The 15,534-nt window shown below is 63.3% G+C and carries 15 protein-coding genes; 5 read left to right on the top strand and 10 right to left on the bottom strand.

The annotated features are described in order from the left end of the window. Positions 1-187 precede the first annotated feature (187 nt). The 4 genes from ACREP4_RS00640 to ACREP4_RS00625 all read right to left on the bottom strand — a co-directional run bounded on the left by ACREP4_RS00640 (position 188) and on the right by ACREP4_RS00625 (position 3,230). Positions 188-580, bottom strand: coding sequence for a DUF3037 domain-containing protein (locus ACREP4_RS00640; RefSeq protein WP_431594284.1), 393 nt, complete (start codon positions 578-580; stop codon positions 188-190). Then, on the bottom strand, positions 558-1,334 hold the full coding sequence (locus tag ACREP4_RS00635) for a HipA family kinase (RefSeq protein ID WP_431594283.1): 777 nt from the start codon (positions 1,332-1,334) through the stop codon (positions 558-560). Before ACREP4_RS00635 ends, ACREP4_RS00640 begins: the two co-directional genes overlap by 23 nt. Before the next feature lie 96 nt (positions 1,335-1,430). Next, positions 1,431-1,985 carry a GNAT family N-acetyltransferase gene (locus ACREP4_RS00630; protein WP_431594282.1) on the bottom strand — a complete coding sequence of 185 codons (555 nt, stop codon included), beginning with the start codon at positions 1,983-1,985 and terminating at the stop codon, positions 1,431-1,433. A 75-nt stretch (positions 1,986-2,060) separates the two neighbouring features. Next, positions 2,061-3,230 (bottom strand): diguanylate cyclase domain-containing protein, encoded by a 1,170-nt coding sequence (locus ACREP4_RS00625; protein WP_431594281.1) that lies wholly within the window; start codon positions 3,228-3,230, stop codon positions 2,061-2,063. 82 nt (positions 3,231-3,312) lie between these two features. Here ACREP4_RS00625 and ACREP4_RS00620 point away from each other — a divergent pair, with 82 nt between their 5' ends. Further along, entirely contained in the window at positions 3,313-4,401 is a 1,089-nt protein-coding gene (locus tag ACREP4_RS00620) for a DUF1615 domain-containing protein (RefSeq protein ID WP_431594756.1), read from the top strand. A gap of 110 nt (positions 4,402-4,511) precedes the next feature. Here the strand turns inward: ACREP4_RS00620 and fabR are convergent, their stop codons facing one another. Then, positions 4,512-5,177: an HTH-type transcriptional repressor FabR gene (fabR, locus tag ACREP4_RS00615; RefSeq protein ID WP_431594280.1), complete on the bottom strand. Its 666-nt coding sequence runs from the start codon at positions 5,175-5,177 to the stop codon at positions 4,512-4,514. 94 nt (positions 5,178-5,271) lie between these two features. Here fabR and ACREP4_RS00610 point away from each other — a divergent pair, with 94 nt between their 5' ends. Both ACREP4_RS00610 and ACREP4_RS00605 read left to right on the top strand, forming a co-directional pair. After that, complete coding sequence (locus ACREP4_RS00610) at positions 5,272-6,333, top strand: ferredoxin reductase (protein ID WP_431594279.1); 1,062 nt, start codon at positions 5,272-5,274, stop codon at positions 6,331-6,333. Positions 6,334-6,336: 3 nt separating this feature from the next. Further along, entirely contained in the window at positions 6,337-7,488 is a 1,152-nt protein-coding gene (locus ACREP4_RS00605; protein ID WP_431594278.1) for a fatty acid desaturase family protein, read from the top strand. A gap of 80 nt (positions 7,489-7,568) precedes the next feature. On the opposite strand, the gene ACREP4_RS00600 is transcribed toward ACREP4_RS00605, so the two are convergent. Beyond that, complete coding sequence (locus ACREP4_RS00600; protein WP_431594277.1) at positions 7,569-8,048, bottom strand: VOC family protein; 480 nt, start codon at positions 8,046-8,048, stop codon at positions 7,569-7,571. 149 nt (positions 8,049-8,197) lie between these two features. Further along, positions 8,198-9,466, bottom strand: a complete 1,269-nt coding sequence (locus ACREP4_RS00595) for an amino acid permease (protein ID WP_431594276.1) — start codon at positions 9,464-9,466, stop codon at positions 8,198-8,200. A gap of 223 nt (positions 9,467-9,689) precedes the next feature. Between ACREP4_RS00595 and ACREP4_RS00590 the strand changes: the two genes are divergently transcribed. Beyond that, the gene (locus ACREP4_RS00590) at positions 9,690-11,507 is read left to right on the top strand and encodes a DUF885 domain-containing protein (RefSeq protein WP_431594275.1); all 1,818 of its coding nucleotides are present in this window, start codon (positions 9,690-9,692) and stop codon (positions 11,505-11,507) included. Positions 11,508-11,925: 418 nt separating this feature from the next. Further along, positions 11,926-13,092, top strand: coding sequence for a metallophosphoesterase (locus ACREP4_RS00585; protein ID WP_431594274.1), 1,167 nt, complete (start codon positions 11,926-11,928; stop codon positions 13,090-13,092). 90 nt (positions 13,093-13,182) lie between these two features. On the opposite strand, the gene mtnC is transcribed toward ACREP4_RS00585, so the two are convergent. From mtnC to ACREP4_RS00570, 3 genes are all read right to left on the bottom strand, one after another. Beyond that, positions 13,183-13,881 (bottom strand): acireductone synthase, encoded by a 699-nt coding sequence (gene mtnC / locus ACREP4_RS00580; protein WP_431594273.1) that lies wholly within the window; start codon positions 13,879-13,881, stop codon positions 13,183-13,185. 144 nt (positions 13,882-14,025) lie between these two features. Continuing rightward, positions 14,026-14,580, bottom strand: coding sequence for a 1,2-dihydroxy-3-keto-5-methylthiopentene dioxygenase (locus ACREP4_RS00575; protein ID WP_431594272.1), 555 nt, complete (start codon positions 14,578-14,580; stop codon positions 14,026-14,028). A 73-nt stretch (positions 14,581-14,653) separates the two neighbouring features. After that, positions 14,654-15,301 carry a methylthioribulose 1-phosphate dehydratase gene (locus ACREP4_RS00570; protein WP_431594271.1) on the bottom strand — a complete coding sequence of 216 codons (648 nt, stop codon included), beginning with the start codon at positions 15,299-15,301 and terminating at the stop codon, positions 14,654-14,656. Between the last annotated feature and the right edge of the window lie 233 nt (positions 15,302-15,534).

The raw sequence follows: 15,534 nt of genomic DNA, 5'->3' as shown, positions 1-15,534 counted from the left end.
TTGGGATGAAGCGCAGCGCAATCCCAGCGCAGTGCGCAAAACCATGTCTGCAGGAAGAAACCTCGTAATGCCGAGCCATGCTCGGCAGATGCTTTGCCGTTAATGCCTGAGCGGAGCATGATTCCGCATTACGGTGACTGTGTTGAATAACCTGGATGCTGGGATTTCATCCCAGCCTACGTTCCGGTCACTGCGGCGTGCGCACCATGCGTTCGAGCAGGTGCTCGACGATGCCGGCGGGATTGGTCGTTCGCCCGACATGCGTCACCGAGGTCTGCACCACCGAGCTGCGCTTTGCGGTGAGGAAATGGAAGCGGGCGCGTGGCGGCAATTGTGCAATGGGGCCGGCATTTGCCTGGCCTTCGCAGATGGCGACGATGGCATCCAGCCACGGCATCACCGATTCAATATCCAACTGAGGCGCGAATGCTTGCAGACGAGCCGTGTCGATCTCGATGGCGGCCTGCAGATGGCCCGCGCCAGGGCAGGAGACGATCACCCCGACGTTGATGAATTCCTCGCGTTCCACCCGCGGTACAACGCGGATGATCGCGTAATCATAGGTGTGCAGTGTGGGCACGGATGGCCTCCTGTACGAAGGCTTCGCGCAGTTGCAGGCGGCGCTTGAGGTAGTCGGAATACGCTCGGCGATAGACGGTGGCATCGGTGAACGCAGGCTCATTCTGCAGCCAGCTCTCGGGGATGTCGGCTACTGCGGCATCGATCACTGCATCGGTGAGCATCGGCGCCAGTGTTGCATCGGCGTCGGCAATTGCGTTGGCGAAAGGCAGTAATACATGGTCGCGGATCAGCTTGAACGGCTTGCCGCAGGCTTCGCCGGCGTTCTCCCAGTCGTGGTGGAAGTACAGCGCAGCGCCGTGGTCGATCAGGTACAGCTTGCGGTGCCAGACCATCAGGTTGGGGTTGCGTGCGGTGCGGTCGACGTTGCTGGTGAAGGCGTCGAACCAGACGATGCGCGAGGCCAGTTCGGCATCGGGCTGCATCGCGGCGGGATCGTAGTTGATGGCGCCGGGCAGGTAATCGCTGCCGACATTGGTGCCCTCGCTGGCGCGGATCAGGTCCTGGATTTCCGGGTCGGGCTCGGTGCGCGCGAACTCGCGGTCCAGCTCGACCAGCGCCATGTCCGGCATCGGCAGTTCAAGTGCCTGCGCCAGCTTGCCGACCACCAATTCGGCGATCAGTGCCTTCGGGCCTTGACCGGCGCCGCGAAACTTGAGCACGTACATGCCGTCGTCATCGGCCTCGATGACCGCAGGCAGCGAGCCGCCTTCGCGTAGCGGCGTGATGTAGCGGGTTGCGTGTACGGTCTTCACGGTTGGCGAGCCGGTACGGGAAAGGTGACAAGCCTAGCGTAAAGCCGTGAACGCGGGCGTCCTGCGATCACGGGGCAAGTCAGCGATGTGTGCTGCTCAGGCCGTCGCGTCGAATGCAGCGTGGTATTGCACGTGTGCAACAGGCGGTTCACCGCTGAACGACAGCGTCTGGAAGTACTCGGCCGGTACGCCGGGTAGCTCCAGTGCGGGGTTGGCCTTGAAGCCAAAGCGCGCGTAGTAGGCCGGTTCGCCCAATAGCACGCAGCCCGCGCTTCCCGCTGCTTGCAGGCGTGCAATTGCGGTCTGCATCAATGCCGAACCAACCCCCTGCTGCTGATGCGCAGGCGCTACCGAAATCGGCCCCAATCCGTGCCAGCCGTTGTCGCCGGAAGAAAGCGTCACCGGCGATACCGCGACATGGCCGATTACTTTGTCGCCCTTCACTGCGACCAGCGAGAGTGTCAGTTGGCCGGCGTTGCGTAACGCGGCGACGATGAACTGCTCGGTATGGCTGGAATATGGCTGTTCTGCGAATGCGGCTTGGGTGATCCGGTCGATGGCTTCGATGTCATCGGGACGTTCATCGCGGATATGCAGTTCGGTGTGGTGCGCGCCGGTGTTGTTGGATGACGGCATGGTCGGCTGGGGCATGGTCACGCGTTCCTTGAGTTGTGCCGCGGCAAACGTAGCGCATACCGGAAGCGGAGGTGTGAATGGCGTGGCGCGTCAGGGCCGAGCGTGTGATGGCTGCGGACCTGCGCGGATCACCTGATTGCGCCCGCCGCGCTTGGCCTCGTACACCGCGATATCCGCGCGTTGCAGTGCGTCGGAAAGATCTTCCGCACCTTCGACCATCGTCACTCCGAAACTGGCAGTCAGCGCTTCCTTGATGGGCGAGTAGGGCGTGCGCGACAAGGTTGCACGGATGCGTTCGGTGATATCGAACGCGGTGCCAAGATCCTGGCAGCGAAGCAGCAACACAAACTCCTCGCCGCCGAAGCGGGCAACCACGTCGTTCTGGCGCACCATGCGGGTCAGCAGGGCGCCCACTTCACGCAGCACATGGTCGCCGGCGGCGTGGCCCCAGGTGTCGTTGATGCGTTTGAAGTGGTCCACATCGCAGCCCACCAATGCCCAGCGCGCGCGCCGCTCGTTCTTCAGCCGCTTGTTGGCGATCTCGAAGAATGCGCGGCGGTTGAGCAGGGCGGTGAGTGGATCGTGATTGCGTTCGTGGCGCAGGCGGCTCATCAAGCCGTAAATCACGCTGCCGAGCAACAGAAAGACAAACCAGAGGTTGAGCATCAGGTTGATGGCCAGCATCCACAGCCAAAGCCCGGAGCGCGACAACACGGCACTGTTTGCCTGAAACGCGAAGGTGAATGCCGTCAACGGGCGGAGCAGCGAGTACGCCACCAGCACCAGATAGGAATAGAGCAGCAGCCGCTCGAATGCGCGCGCGGGGCGGCCGTTGCGCAACAGGTGCGGCACCGGCAACGCGAGCAGCAAGGCCATGCCGGCGTTGATCACGATCACGCGCGCACCGAGCTGGTCGGTGATGCGGGAGAAATAGAACAGGCCGCCCAAGGTCAGCGCGATGATGAATATTGCCGCCGCCGTGGACACGCGGCCGCCGCTGCGTGCCGCAAAGCCCTGGGCGCTGCCCAGAGAGCCCAGGCAATACGACGCACCTGTGACCACTGCCCACTGCGCCATCTGCGCATTGGTCATCAGACTTTGCGCGGCCAGTGGTAATCCCACCAGGATGTAGCCTGCGGCCATCCACAACAGGTAACGTTGCTCACGCAGTGAGTTCCAGCCTGCCACCAGTGACAGGCCAAGCAACAGCGAAGTGGCGGGTACAACGAGGGCGAAATACTGTTCTGCAGTGGCGCTCAAGGCAATCAAGCCACGTCAGGTGGTTCAGGAGAAGGGCGTGAAGTATATGGGCAGTGACAGCGGGCTGGACCAGATGGAACGCATTGTGCAGCCGCTGCGCGGGCCAATGTTCATCGTGATGCTGATGATGCTGGCCGGCTGCAATACGGTGCCGCAGGCGCCTGTTACGCCGGTGCAGGATGTGCGGGCGGACATTGAGCGGCGCATTCCGGCCAAGACCTCCGACCGGGACGGCTGGGCGGCGGATATCGAATCTGCGTTCGCTGCGCAACGTATCGAACCCACTGTCGAGAACATCTGCGCGGTGTTGGCGGTGATCGAGCAGGAGTCGGGTTATCAGGCTGATCCTGCGGTCGCAGACTTGCCGCAGATCGCACGGCGGGAGATTCGACGTCGCGCCTCGGACATGCGTATTCCGGGCCTCTTGGTGGATGCTGGTTTGAAGATCCAGGCGGCGGACGGCAGAAGTTACGGCGACAAGCTCGCACGCGTGCGTACCGAGCGCGACCTGAGCCGGTTGTACGAAGAAATCATCGATCGCGTGCCTATGGGCAAGCGTCTGTTTGCCGGCAAGAATCCGGTGCAGACCGGCGGTGCGATGCAGGTGGGTATTCCGTTCGCGCAGGCGCATGCGCAGGGCTATCCGTATCCGGTGGAGAGCAGCATCCGCGATGAAGTGTTCAGTCGCCGCGGCGGCGTTTACTTCGGCACGATGCACTTGCTGGGTTACCAGACGCCGTACACGCGCAAGGTGCACCGCTTCGCTGACTACAATGCGGGTTGGTACGCCAGCCGCAATGCCGCGTTCCAGAGCGCGGTGGCCCTGGCGAGCGGCAGTACCTTGGCGTTGGACGGCGACCTGCTGGTGCCGGGTGCCGCGCTGGATAAACCGGGGCAGACCGAGCGGGCGGTGCGTTCGTTAGGCGCACAGTTGTCGATGGATGAGCGTGCGATTCGCCGCGGGTTGGAACAGGCGGACACGCTGGCCTTCAGTGAAAGCGAACTACACGGGAAGGTGTTCGCCATTGCCGAGGCGCGGGCAGGGCATGCGCTGCCGCGCGCGGTGATTCCGGGCATTCGCTTGGACAGCCCCAAGATCACCCGCGAGCTGACCACCGAGTGGTTTGCCAACCGGGTGGATGGTCGATACCGGGAATGTCTGGCGCGCTGATTTCCCTGCGAAGGCGGTGGCCGTTTTCGCGTTGTACAAGGCTTTGTTGAAAGCGGGAGTGCTGGGACCTCATCCCAGCCTGCGTCGGTGTTGCGACGCTGGCTGAACACTCATTCCGCGCGTTGCGGATGCCGTGCCAATGCGCGCGAGCCGGTGATGATCATGCGGATCATCTGCGACATTTCTTCGATCAGTTCCGGGTCGCGCTCTTCCGGCAGATCCATCGCCATTCCGCCCATCGCGAAGATCAGGCGGGTGATGGCCTTGGCGGCCAGCGCCGGCTCGTGCAGGGTGGCGCCGTCTATCGCGGCCAGCCGTACGAGGTCCATCTTCAACTCGTCCTCGAAGTACACCAGCTCGCGGTCCACGGCTTCCTTGAACGCGTCAGAGCCGGCGGTGCCTTCGCGCAACAGCACATGCATCAGGCGGTCGTCAGCGCGCAGCTGTTCCATGAATGTTTCAACGGACAAACGAATCACGCCGCGATTGCTGTCAGCAGCGCGCAGCCGTGCCTGGCCGATGATGGTGCGTAGCGAACGCCCGGCCAGATCAATCAGCGCGACGGTCAGCTCATCCATGTCGCGGAACTGGCGATAGAACGAATTGGGCGCGATGCCGGCTTCACGCGCCACTTCGCGCAGGCTCAACGTGGAGACGCTGCGGTGGGGACCGATGAGGGCGAGCGCAGCGGCCAACAGGTCGTCACGCGAGATCGAGGCCTTGCGCGCGGGATGCAGGTCGTCTGGTGCGGCGGTGGGCTGGTCGTGGGTGCTCATCACGGCTCGGGCGGTCAGGTCGATGAATCATAGCCTGTGTTGCGTATATACAGCTGTATACACAGTCGTATGCTCGCCCGTATAGTGCGTCCCCATGAGCTCCGTCTACCGCAATGCCACGCCGCCAACGATTCCTTGGCTGAGCGAGGGCTTCTTCGATTTCTGGTCTTCCCGGGTGCATCCGCTGTGGACGTTGCGGCGGCCGTTGGCGCGTCTGGTTGCGCGCAATGCCGCCAGCTCGGACGCGGTAACGCTGGAATTACAGCCAAATCGCCATTTCAAGGGAATGCTGGCGGGCCAGCACATCAATCTTGGGGTGGAAGTGGAAGGTCGTCTGACGACCCGCAGCTACAGCCCGACGGTGCTGCCGAACGGCCACTTGGCGATCACGGTCAAGGCGATTGCGGGCGGCAAGATCAGCAATCATCTGGCGCGCGATGCGGCTATTGGCGAGGTATTTGCGCTGGGTCAGGCCTTCGGCGAGATGACGTTGCCGGCCGATGCGCCGCAATGCCTGTTGCTGTTGGCCGCCGGTAGCGGGATCACGCCGATGCGGGCGCTGCTGCGGCAGCTGGATGCGCAAGGCATGCTGGCGCCGGTGGAGCTGCGGTATTGGGCGCGTTGTCGCGAAGAACTCTGCTTCGTCGAGGAGTTGAATGCGCTGGCAAGCCGTCAACCGAATTTCCGCCTGCAGCTGCTGTTGACCCGCGATCCGAATGCACCGAACGCGCGTGTTGATGCGCATGATTTTTCAGACATCACTGCATTGAAAAACGCGCGCGTGCTCGCCTGTGGCCCCGGCGGTTTTGTTGAGGCAGCACGCCAGCGTTTGCAGGGGCAGGTGGCCAGCTTTCAAAGCGAGGCCTTCAGCCAGCCGCTGCTGCCCGCGCAGGAAGCCGGCAGCGTGCAGGTTCAACTGCTGCGCAGCGGCCGCACGCTGACGGTGCCGCGCGGCACCGCGTTGTTGCAGGCGCTGGAAGCCGAAGGCATTCAACCGGCCAGTGGCTGCCGCATGGGCATCTGCAACACCTGCGTGTGCGGCAAGGTCTCCGGCATTACCCGGCACACATTGACCGGCGAGTACGCCGATGAACCCTCCACTCTGCTGAAGCTGTGCGTCAACAGCGCCAGTACCGATCTCGCCCTGGAGCTGTAACCGATGTCTTCCGTGCATAACCGGGCGTTGTCGCCCGCCCAACTGCAGGCCTTTGGCGATGAGCTGGATGGCGTGCGCGCGCGTCATCAGGCCACGCTGGGGGCGAACGACGCGCGTTACATCCGCAAGGTCGTCGCAGCCGTGCGTTGGTGCGGTGTTGCAGGTCGCGGCTTGCTGTTCCTCGGTGCGTTCGTGCACAGCGTGCTGGCGCCGGCGTGGATTGCCGGCGTGCTGCTGCTGGCGTTGTCCAAGATTCTGGAAAACATGGAGCTGGCGCACAACGTCATCCACGGCCAGTACGACTGGATGGGCGACCCGAGCCTGCAGGGTAAAAATTACGAATGGGATATTGCCGGTACGTCGGAGAACTGGCGCAAGACCCACAACTTCCGCCACCACACCTACACCAATGTGCGCGGGCTGGATGACGATATCGGCTACGGCCTGCTGCGCATTTTCCCCGAGCAACGCTGGCAGCCGTTCTACCTGACCCAGCCGCTGGTGGCGGTGATTTTTGCGCTGCTGTTTGAGTGGGGCATCGCGATACAGGATCTGCGTGTGGGCCGCGTGCTCGCCGGCAAGGTCACGCTGCGGCAGTTGTGGAAGCAGGCCAGGCCGGTGCGCCGCAAGGCGCTCAAGCAGGTGTTGAAGGATTACGTGTTGTTCCCTGCGCTGGCCGGCCCGTTCTTCCTGCCGGTGCTGCTGGGTAATGTCGTGGCCAACATGATCCGCAACGTGTGGACGTATGTGGTGATCTTCTGCGGGCACTTCACCGCTGATGCGGAAACCTTCCCCAAGGACTGCATCCGCAACGAAAGTCGCGGCCATTGGTATCTGCGGCAGTTGCGCGGTTCCTCGAACATCACCGGCGGCAAGTGGATGGATGTGATGACCGGCAACCTCAGTCATCAGATCGAGCACCATTTCTACCCGGACATTCCTGCCAATCGCTATGCGGCGATGGCGGTGGAGGTGCGCGGGATCTGCGCCCGCTACGGCCAGCACTACAACACCGGTTCATTGCCGCGCCAGTTCGGCCAGGTGATGTGGCGCATCGTGCGGCATGCATTCCCGAGCAAGCCGGCTCCGGCGCGCCCGTTGGTGACCGAAAGCGATGACGGTACCGAGTCGATGCAAGGGCAGACGGCGAGCTGAGCCGGCTGTTGTAGGAGCGATCTTGGTCGCGAGGCTGGAGATGCATGCGCTTCGCGACCAAGCTCGCTCCTACGATTTAGCTAGCCGCGTACTGCGGCCTCTATTGCGGCGACATCAATCTTGCTCATGGTCATCATCGCTTCAAAGGCGCGCTTGGCCACGCCGGGATCCGGACTGTTGAAGGCTTCGGTCAGCACGCGTGGCGTGATCTGCCACGACAGCCCCCATTTGTCCTTGCACCAGCCGCAGTCGCTTGCCTGTCCGCCGTTGCCGACGATGGCATTCCACAGGCGGTCGGTTTCGGCTTGATCGTCGGTCGCGACCTGGAACGAGAACGCCTCGGAGTGTTTGAAGGCCGGGCCGCCGTTCAAACCCAGGCAGGGGATGCCCATCACCGTGAATTCCACGGTCAATACGTCACCTTGTTTGCCTGACGGGAAATCGCTGGGCGCGCGGTGCTCGGCCTGTACCGTGCTGTCTGGAAACGTGGCGGCGTAGAAGGTCGCTGCTTCCAGCGCAGTGCCGTCGAACCACAGGCAGATCGTGTTCTTGCTGACCATGACGTTTCTCCCGAATGGACGGCCTGCATAGCACGCCGAACATTCAGTCATCGTGGTCATTGCGCGGTTGTTTCAGCTGCCCGCGTTCACGCCGCCCGGATTCAGTTGACTGAATTCAATGCGGCGCGTGGCGTTGCAGCGTCGGCAGGTCAGGCGCGGCGCAACCAGAAATAAATCGGCAGGCCGGCGATGATCAGGCCCACGCCCCACAGCAAGGCCTCGGTGCCAATGCCGCCAATGGCGTACACGCTGAAAGCCAATGCGCCCGCTGCGGCAATACGCGACGGGATACCGCTACCGCGCCACAACCACGCCGCTGCGCCGGCCAGATAGGGCAGCAAGGTGGCAGCGGTGGACAGCAGCACCGAGAACTTGAACAGGTCCACCAGCGAGCGGTTGTAGTTGCAGATCACCAGCACGGTGGCCAGCAGGCAGCTGATGATGACGCCGAACGCCGGTGCGCCGCGCTTGTTGATGCGGGCGAATGCGCGCGGCAATACGCCATCACGCGCGGCCGCCATCGGCAGTTGCGCCGACAACAAGGTCCAGCCGTTCAGCGCGCCCACGCAGGAAATGGCCATCACCACTGCCAGCAGTTTGCCAGCAGTGGGGCCCCACAACGCAGCGGCGGCGTCGGCCATCGGCGCGCCGGAATTGGACAGTACATCGGCCGGCAGCAGGCCGAGCACGGTGGTGCAGGCCAGCACCGTGGCGATGCCGGCAATGGCAGTGCCCGCCACGGTGGCGCGGGCAATGGTGCGCGGCGCATCGTCAACGGATTCCGCTGGAACGGTGGCCGCTTCCAGCCCGATCATCGCCCACAGCGTCAGCGCCACGGTGGCGGCGGCCACGCTACCCAACGATTCGCCGCTGGGGTTGAACGGCACGTAGTGGCTGGTATCGATGAACCACAGCGCCACCAGCCCGAACAACAGCAACGGCACCACTTTGAGCACGGTGGTCAGCAACTGCAGGCGGCCGGCTTCGCGCACGCCGATCAGGTTGACGCCCGCACACAACCACAGCGCGACCAGCCCACAGGCGGCGGCGCTGACCGGCGTGGCGGTGAGTGCGGGAAAGATGGCACCGATGCTGCCAGCGAACGCCACGGCAATGGCGGCGATGGCGCACCACATCGAAATCCAGTAACTCCAGGCCACCAGAAAACCGGGCAACTCGCCAAAGGCGTTGCGCGCGAACACATACGGACCACCGGTCTGCGGCCAGCGTTTGGCCAACTGGGCGAAAGTGACCGCCAGCAGCAGCGCGCCGCATAGCGTGATGCCCCAGCCGATCAGGGTGGCGGCGCCATAGGGGGCGAGGGTGGCCGGCAACAGGAAGGTGCCTGAGCCGATCATGCTGCCCACCACCAGGGCGGTGGCGGACCAGAAGCCCAGCGGGCGGCGTGAATTAGTCATGAGTTACAGCAACGGCAAGGGTCACGCGGCGGCGCAGGTCGGGCCGGGCGGAACGGGAGTGGGGGCGGCAGCTGGCCTGAATGGACGGCTGCGGAATGCGGCGAATTATGACGGTTTGCCGGCCCGGCGGCGATCCCGGGCGCGAGTAATGACCTTTGGCCCTTTCCGTCTGGCGGACGCGAAGTAACGCTGGCGGCCTTGTTCTCCCTTATGGAAAGCGTTCATGACCCTTCGTCCGCTGGCATTTGCCGTTTCATTGTCCCTGGCCACCGTGCTGGGCGCCTGTACGCCATCTGCGCCGCCGGCCAGTGGTGATGCGGCAAGCCAGGCCCCACAAGCCGACAAGGCCGCGCAGCTGACCCAGCTGTACGCCGACTATTGGGAAGGCGTGCTCAAGCTGAACCCGCTGCAGGCGACCTTCCAGGGCGACAACCGCTACAACGACCAGCTGCCGGATTTCGGCTCGGCTGAGTTCCGCAAGCAGAGTCACGACTTCACCACCGAGTGGCTGGGCAAGGTCGAGAAAATCGGCGACGCCGGCCTGACCGGGCAGGACCTGCTCAGCTACCGCATCTTCGTGGAAGAGCAGAAGCAGTCGCTGGAAGGCGAGAAATTCCCGGGTTGGATGATGCCGGTGAACCAGATGGGCTCGACCGTGAGTTATGCGGTGATGCTGGGCTCGGGCCAGGTGGCGCAGCCGTTCAAGACGGTGAAGGACTACGACAACTGGTTGGCGCGTGCCGCCCGCATGCCGGTGCTGCTGGATACCGAAATCAGCAACATGCGCGAAGGCATCAAGGCCGGTGTGGTGCAGCCGCGCGTGCTGATGGAAAAAGTGGTGCCGCAGTTTGACGACATCCTGGCAGCCAAGGCCGAGGACAGCCAGTTCTGGGGCCCGATCAAGTCGATGCCGGCGGACTTCGCGCAGGCTGACAAGGACCGTCTGACCGCCGCCTATCGCACGCTGATTGCTGAGCAACTGATGCCGGCGATCAAGAAGCAGCGTGACTTCATCGCCAACGAATACCTGCCGGCTACCCGCGAAACCGTGGGCTTGGATTCGCTGCCCAATGGCCAGGCGTGGTACGCCTTCAACGCCAAGGAAAGCACCACCACCGCGCAGACGCCGGCGCAGATCCACGAGATCGGCCTGAAGGAAGTGGAACGCATCCACGGCGAAATCCGCACGGTGATGGAGCAGGTGGGTTTCAAGGGATCGCTGCAGGACTTCTTCAAGTTCATGCAGACCGACAAGCAGTTCGAGTTCAAGTCCGAGCCGGAGCTGCTGGAGCATTACCGCGGCCTGGAAGCCAAGGTCAACGCCAGCGTGCCGAAGCTGTTCTCGCTGACCCCGAAGGCGGCGTTTGAAATCCGTCCGATCGAGGCCTTCCGTGCCAAGTCGGCGGCTGGCGGCGAGTACATGCAGCCGAGCGAAGACGGCACCCGTCCGGGCATTTTCTACGTCAACACCTACGACCTGCCGACGCGCAAGACGTGGGATGCCGAAGACCTGTTCCTGCACGAAGCCATCCCGGGCCACCACTTCCAGCTGGCGTTGCAGCAGGAGCTGCAGGGCGTGCCGGCGTTCCGTCGCTTCGGTGGCGAGACGGCCTTCATTGAAGGCTGGGGTCTGTACGCGGAAAGTCTGGGCAAGGACCTGGGCGTATACACCGATCCATACAGCTACTTCGGCCGCCTGCAGGGTGAGCTGTGGCGCGCAGTGCGTCTGGTCGTGGACACCGGCCTGCATTCCAAGAGCTGGACCCGTCAGCAGGTGCTGGACTACATGTTCGCCAACTCCTCGGTGAGCGAGCCGGACGCCATTGCCGAAGCCGAACGTTACATCGCATGGCCGGGCCAGGCGCTGGCTTACAAAACCGGCGAGTTGAAGATCCAGGAACTGCGCAAGCGCGCGCAGGAAAAGCTGGGCGACACGTTCGACATCCGCGAGTTCCACGCCGAAGTGCTGAAGGACGGCTCGGTGCCGCTGGATGTGCTGGAAGAGAAGGTGGATGGCTGGATTGCTGCCAAGAGCAAGTAATTGGCATTAGGTGGGTTTGGAGAGGCACCGCGAAAGCGGTGCCTCTTTGGTTTTTGGGGTTTGTGGTTCATGGAGTGAAAGCGAAGCGCTTGCCCTCACCCCAACCCCTCTCCCGCTTGCGGGAGAGGGGCTTGAAGCTGCAGTTGCTCGAACCGCGTCCGCCTGCATTGCAGCGAGCCCCTCTCCCGCAAGCGGGAGAGGGGTTGGGGTGAGGGCAGAACCGCAGCCCTTGAGCCACGAAACCACCAATTGCTACCGAAGCAAGCAACAAAATCCACCCGCAAAAAGAACGCACTGATTCAGCCGGCAGCACCTGCGCAGCAACATGCCTGTGTCAAAGTACGTGGCATTCCTTGAGAACCTCCCAGCGGCCCGCCGGCAGTCAACGCCTGCGTCGCATCAACCGCTGTTACCGAAAATGACCCTACTCGTATCGCTGATCCTGCCGCTGCTCGGCCTTTGGCTGTGGTGGCCCGTCACTTCTCTGAGCAAGCGCGAGCGCCGTTGGCACATCGGCACCACGCTCGCGCTTGCGTTGATCGGTTTGAGCTTCGCCACGTTGTGGCGGATGAACGTGTTTGAGTACGCAGTGGAAGCCTGGATCCAGCTGGTATTCGGCTGGGTGCTGGCGATGTTCATCATCCTGCTGGTGTTCTTGATCCTGCGCACGCTGGGTTGGTTGTTATCACGTTTCGCATCGCGCGAGTCGCGGCTGGCGACGCTGTGGCACGGCAAACGCATGAACCAAACAGCGTCGGTGTTGATTGTGCTGCTGGCCACGCTGGGTATCTGGAATGGTCTGAAGCCACCGCAGGTGCATGAGCGCGACGTGGTCGTGCCGCGTCTGCCTGCGGAACTCGACGGCGTGCGCGTGGCGGTGCTCGCCGACCTGCATATCAGTCCGGTCAAGCGCACGTGGCGCACGCAGCGCATCGTCGATGCGGTGATGGCGGTCAAGCCCGACATCATCGTGTTGCCGGGTGACATGGTGGACGGCGAGGTGGCGGATACCGCCGTGTTCGTCGAGCCTTTGGCCAAGTTGAGCGCGCCGCACGGCGTGTGGCTGGCACCGGGCAATCACGAGTATTACCACGGCTACAAACAATGGATGGCGCATTTCCGCGACATGGGCTTGGGCGTGCTGGAAAACCAGACCGCCATGCTGTCGATCAACGGCAGCAAGCTGGCGGTGTCCGGCGTGGGCGACCTGGCGGCCCTGCGGCCCAGCGCCTACATGCGTGGCGGGATGGCGCCGGACCTGCCGGCGGTGATCGCCGCGGGCAGGGGCGGGGATGCACACATCCTGCTGGCACACCAGCCCAAGCAGGCGCGCGAGGCGGCCGGAACCGGTGCGTTCAACCTGCAGATTTCAGGCCATACCCACGGCGGCCACATGTGGGGCTTCGACCGCTGGGTGGTGGCGCCGGCCAATCACGGCTACGTGCGGGGCGAGTACATGGTCAAAGACATGAGGCTGTTCGTCAGCAGTGGTGCCGGGCAGTGGGACGGCTTCACCGCGCGCCTTGGCGTGCCCTCCAGCATTGACGTGCTGGTGTTGAAGCGCGGAGTCGCTGACGGCCGTTGAGTTTCTGATGGAACACGCCTGGCTTCATCGGCAGCTGGAACAACAACGGCCCCTTTCGGGGCCGTCATCTGTGAAACCTGCTTCGTGGATTCAGAGCGTGATCTGCTCGAAATTCTCCACCCGCGTATGCCCGTGGGTAGCGTCGCCGGTGCGGGGCTGCGGGTAGTCGTTGATACGATCCAACAGCACGGTCTGCAGGCCAGCGTCGCGTGCGGCGTCCAGCTCTTCGACAATGTCGGACAGGAACAGAATCTCCTGCGGCGCAATGCCGATGGCCTGGGCAATGTGCGCGTAGCTGGCGGCTTCGCGCTTACCGCCTACTTCGGTGTCGAAGTTGCCGGAGAACAAACCGTTGAGATCACCGGCATCACTGAAGCCGAAGAACAGCTTCTGCGCCGGCACCGAGCCGGAGGAATACACATACAGCGGCAAACCGTTGGCATGCCAGCCGCGCAGCACGTCGGCAACTTCCGGGTACATATGCGCGGTGTAGTCGCCGTTGCGATAACCCACGTCCCAGATCATGCCCTGCAGCGCTTTCAGCGCCGTGTGCTTGCGATCCTGGTCGATCCAGCCCTGCAGGGTTTCGACGATGACGTCGTCCTGGCAGGCACTGGCGGCGATTTCGGTGGCGACCGCATCCAGCCACTGACGCACCTGCGGCTCATTGCCGTGGTCGCGCACGAAACCGGGCAACGCATTGCGGGCATACGGGAACAGCACTTCCTTGACGAAGGAGATGCTGGAGGTGGTGCCCTCGATGTCGGTGAGGATGGCTTTGATGGTCATGCGGGGGATTCCTGCGCGGTGCGTCTAAGGGCACGAATGCTTGGTTGGCGAGCGTTGGGGTGCAGTAGCTGGAAGCGGCCCTCACCCCAACCCCTCTCCCGTGAACGGGAGAGGGGCTTAAGCCTGGAGCAGCTCAGCTTGGCATCAGCTGGCGCTAGGCTCGTAGCGCGGGAAGCGCAGTGCGATGTCGGTGCCGGTGAAGTGGCCGACCCAGCCGTCCGGCTCGGTAAAGAAGCGGATGGCGGCGAAGTTGGGCGCTTCGCCCATGTCGAACCAATGGGTGACACCGTCCGGCACCGAGATCAGATCGTCCTTCACGCATTCCACTTCGTAAACCTTGTCATCCACATGCAGGGTGAACAGGCCTGAGCCGGCGACGAAGAAACGTACTTCGTCTTCCTTGTGGTAATGCTCGTCGAGGAATTTCTTGCGGATCTCGGCGCGGTTGGGGTTGTCCGGGGCAATCGAGGCCACGTCAACACTCTTGAAGCCATGCGCAGCGACCAAGCGGTCGATGTCTTCGCGATAGGCCGAGAAGACTTCTTCCTGACTGGCGCCCGGAGTAACTGGGTGTTTTGCCTGCCAGCGTTCAAACGTGACACCAATTTTTTTCAGTTCGGCAGCGATGACGTCGCCGTCACGGCTGTCGAGCAGCGGGGCGTCCGGAGCGGTGTCGTTGAAGATGCGCAGTCGGCTCATGGCGATGGACTCCATGGGTAGGGGAGGGGAGCGTATCAGGCACGGGCCGAGCAAGGCCCGCGCCGATTCGGAATCAGGAAATGGCGCGCAGTTTGAGCAGTTCCAGCTCGCAATGGAGCAGGAACTCGAACGCTTCCAGGTGGCGGCGCGCCTCGGCCATGTCGCGGCCCCAGGCATACAGGCCGTGACCGTCGATCAGATAGCCCCACATCGGGCCCTTGTCGAGCTCGGCTTCCACCTGCGCCGCGAGCACGTCCATGTCCTGGGTGTTGGGAAACACCTTCAGGTCGACGGCGGTTTCGTGGGTGGCATTGCCGTGCAGGGCCTTGAGCAGTTCGTAGCCTTCCAGGCGGATGTGACCCTGGCCGCCGAACAGGCGCGAGGCAATGGTCTGCACCGGCGAATGGGTATGCAGCACGCAGCCCACGTCCGGGAAGCGGGCGTACAGCTGGGTGTGCAGCAGGGTTTCGGCGGACGGACGCAGCGGGCGGCCGACGGCCTTGCCGTCAAAGTCCACCACCATGATGTCGCTCTCGATCAGCCGCCCCTTGTCCTTGCCGGACACAGTGATGGCTGCGTGCTGGTCGTCCAGTCGATGCGAGAAATTACTGCTGGTGGCCGGCGTCCAGCCCGATTGGGCAAGGTCGCGGATGTTGTCGATCAGCAACTGGGCCAGCTGGCTCAGCCGCTCAATGTCATAGGGGACGGAAGGCGCGTTCATGCCGGGCATTCTACTAAGAACGCCCGCCAGTTCCTCGCGCCCGGCAACAAGCCCGAGTTTGCTGAAGCCGGGCGCCTGCGGGCCGGGAGGTGTTTCATATGGCGCTGCAGCTTCCGGCCATCGAAGACAGCGCAGATCGCGCAGGGTTTCCGCTGGCGGGCGGGCAGACGGAGTTTCCCAGGGTTTGCCTGAGCCATCAAAAAAGCCCGGGCGTCAGGCGCCCGGGCTGTGGT

The sequence above is a fragment of the Stenotrophomonas sp. genome (genome assembly GCF_050737575.1).
In the GTDB taxonomy this organism is placed as follows: Bacteria; Pseudomonadota; Gammaproteobacteria; order Xanthomonadales; family Xanthomonadaceae; genus Stenotrophomonas.
Note: the sequence above shows the minus strand (reverse complement) of the source record. Positions and strands in the feature narration are given on the sequence as shown.

What these genes read in the sequence shown, in the direction of transcription:
- ACREP4_RS00630 (WP_431594282.1), bottom strand. Translation starts at nt 1,985, where the DNA reads ATGCCCCAGCCGACCATGCCGTCATCCAACAACACCGGCGCGCACCAC.
- fabR (WP_431594280.1), bottom strand. Translation starts at nt 5,177, where the DNA reads ATGAGCACCCACGACCAGCCCACCGCCGCACCAGACGACCTGCATCCC.
- ACREP4_RS00610 (WP_431594279.1), top strand. Translation starts at nt 5,272, where the DNA reads ATGAGCTCCGTCTACCGCAATGCCACGCCGCCAACGATTCCTTGGCTG.
- ACREP4_RS00605 (WP_431594278.1), top strand. Translation starts at nt 6,337, where the DNA reads ATGTCTTCCGTGCATAACCGGGCGTTGTCGCCCGCCCAACTGCAGGCC.
- ACREP4_RS00600 (WP_431594277.1), bottom strand. Translation starts at nt 8,048, where the DNA reads ATGGTCAGCAAGAACACGATCTGCCTGTGGTTCGACGGCACTGCGCTG.
- ACREP4_RS00595 (WP_431594276.1), bottom strand. Translation starts at nt 9,466, where the DNA reads ATGACTAATTCACGCCGCCCGCTGGGCTTCTGGTCCGCCACCGCCCTG.
- ACREP4_RS00590 (WP_431594275.1), top strand. Translation starts at nt 9,690, where the DNA reads ATGACCCTTCGTCCGCTGGCATTTGCCGTTTCATTGTCCCTGGCCACC.
- ACREP4_RS00585 (WP_431594274.1), top strand. Translation starts at nt 11,926, where the DNA reads ATGACCCTACTCGTATCGCTGATCCTGCCGCTGCTCGGCCTTTGGCTG.
- mtnC (WP_431594273.1), bottom strand. Translation starts at nt 13,881, where the DNA reads ATGACCATCAAAGCCATCCTCACCGACATCGAGGGCACCACCTCCAGC.
- ACREP4_RS00575 (WP_431594272.1), bottom strand. Translation starts at nt 14,580, where the DNA reads ATGAGCCGACTGCGCATCTTCAACGACACCGCTCCGGACGCCCCGCTG.
- ACREP4_RS00570 (WP_431594271.1), bottom strand. Translation starts at nt 15,301, where the DNA reads ATGAACGCGCCTTCCGTCCCCTATGACATTGAGCGGCTGAGCCAGCTG.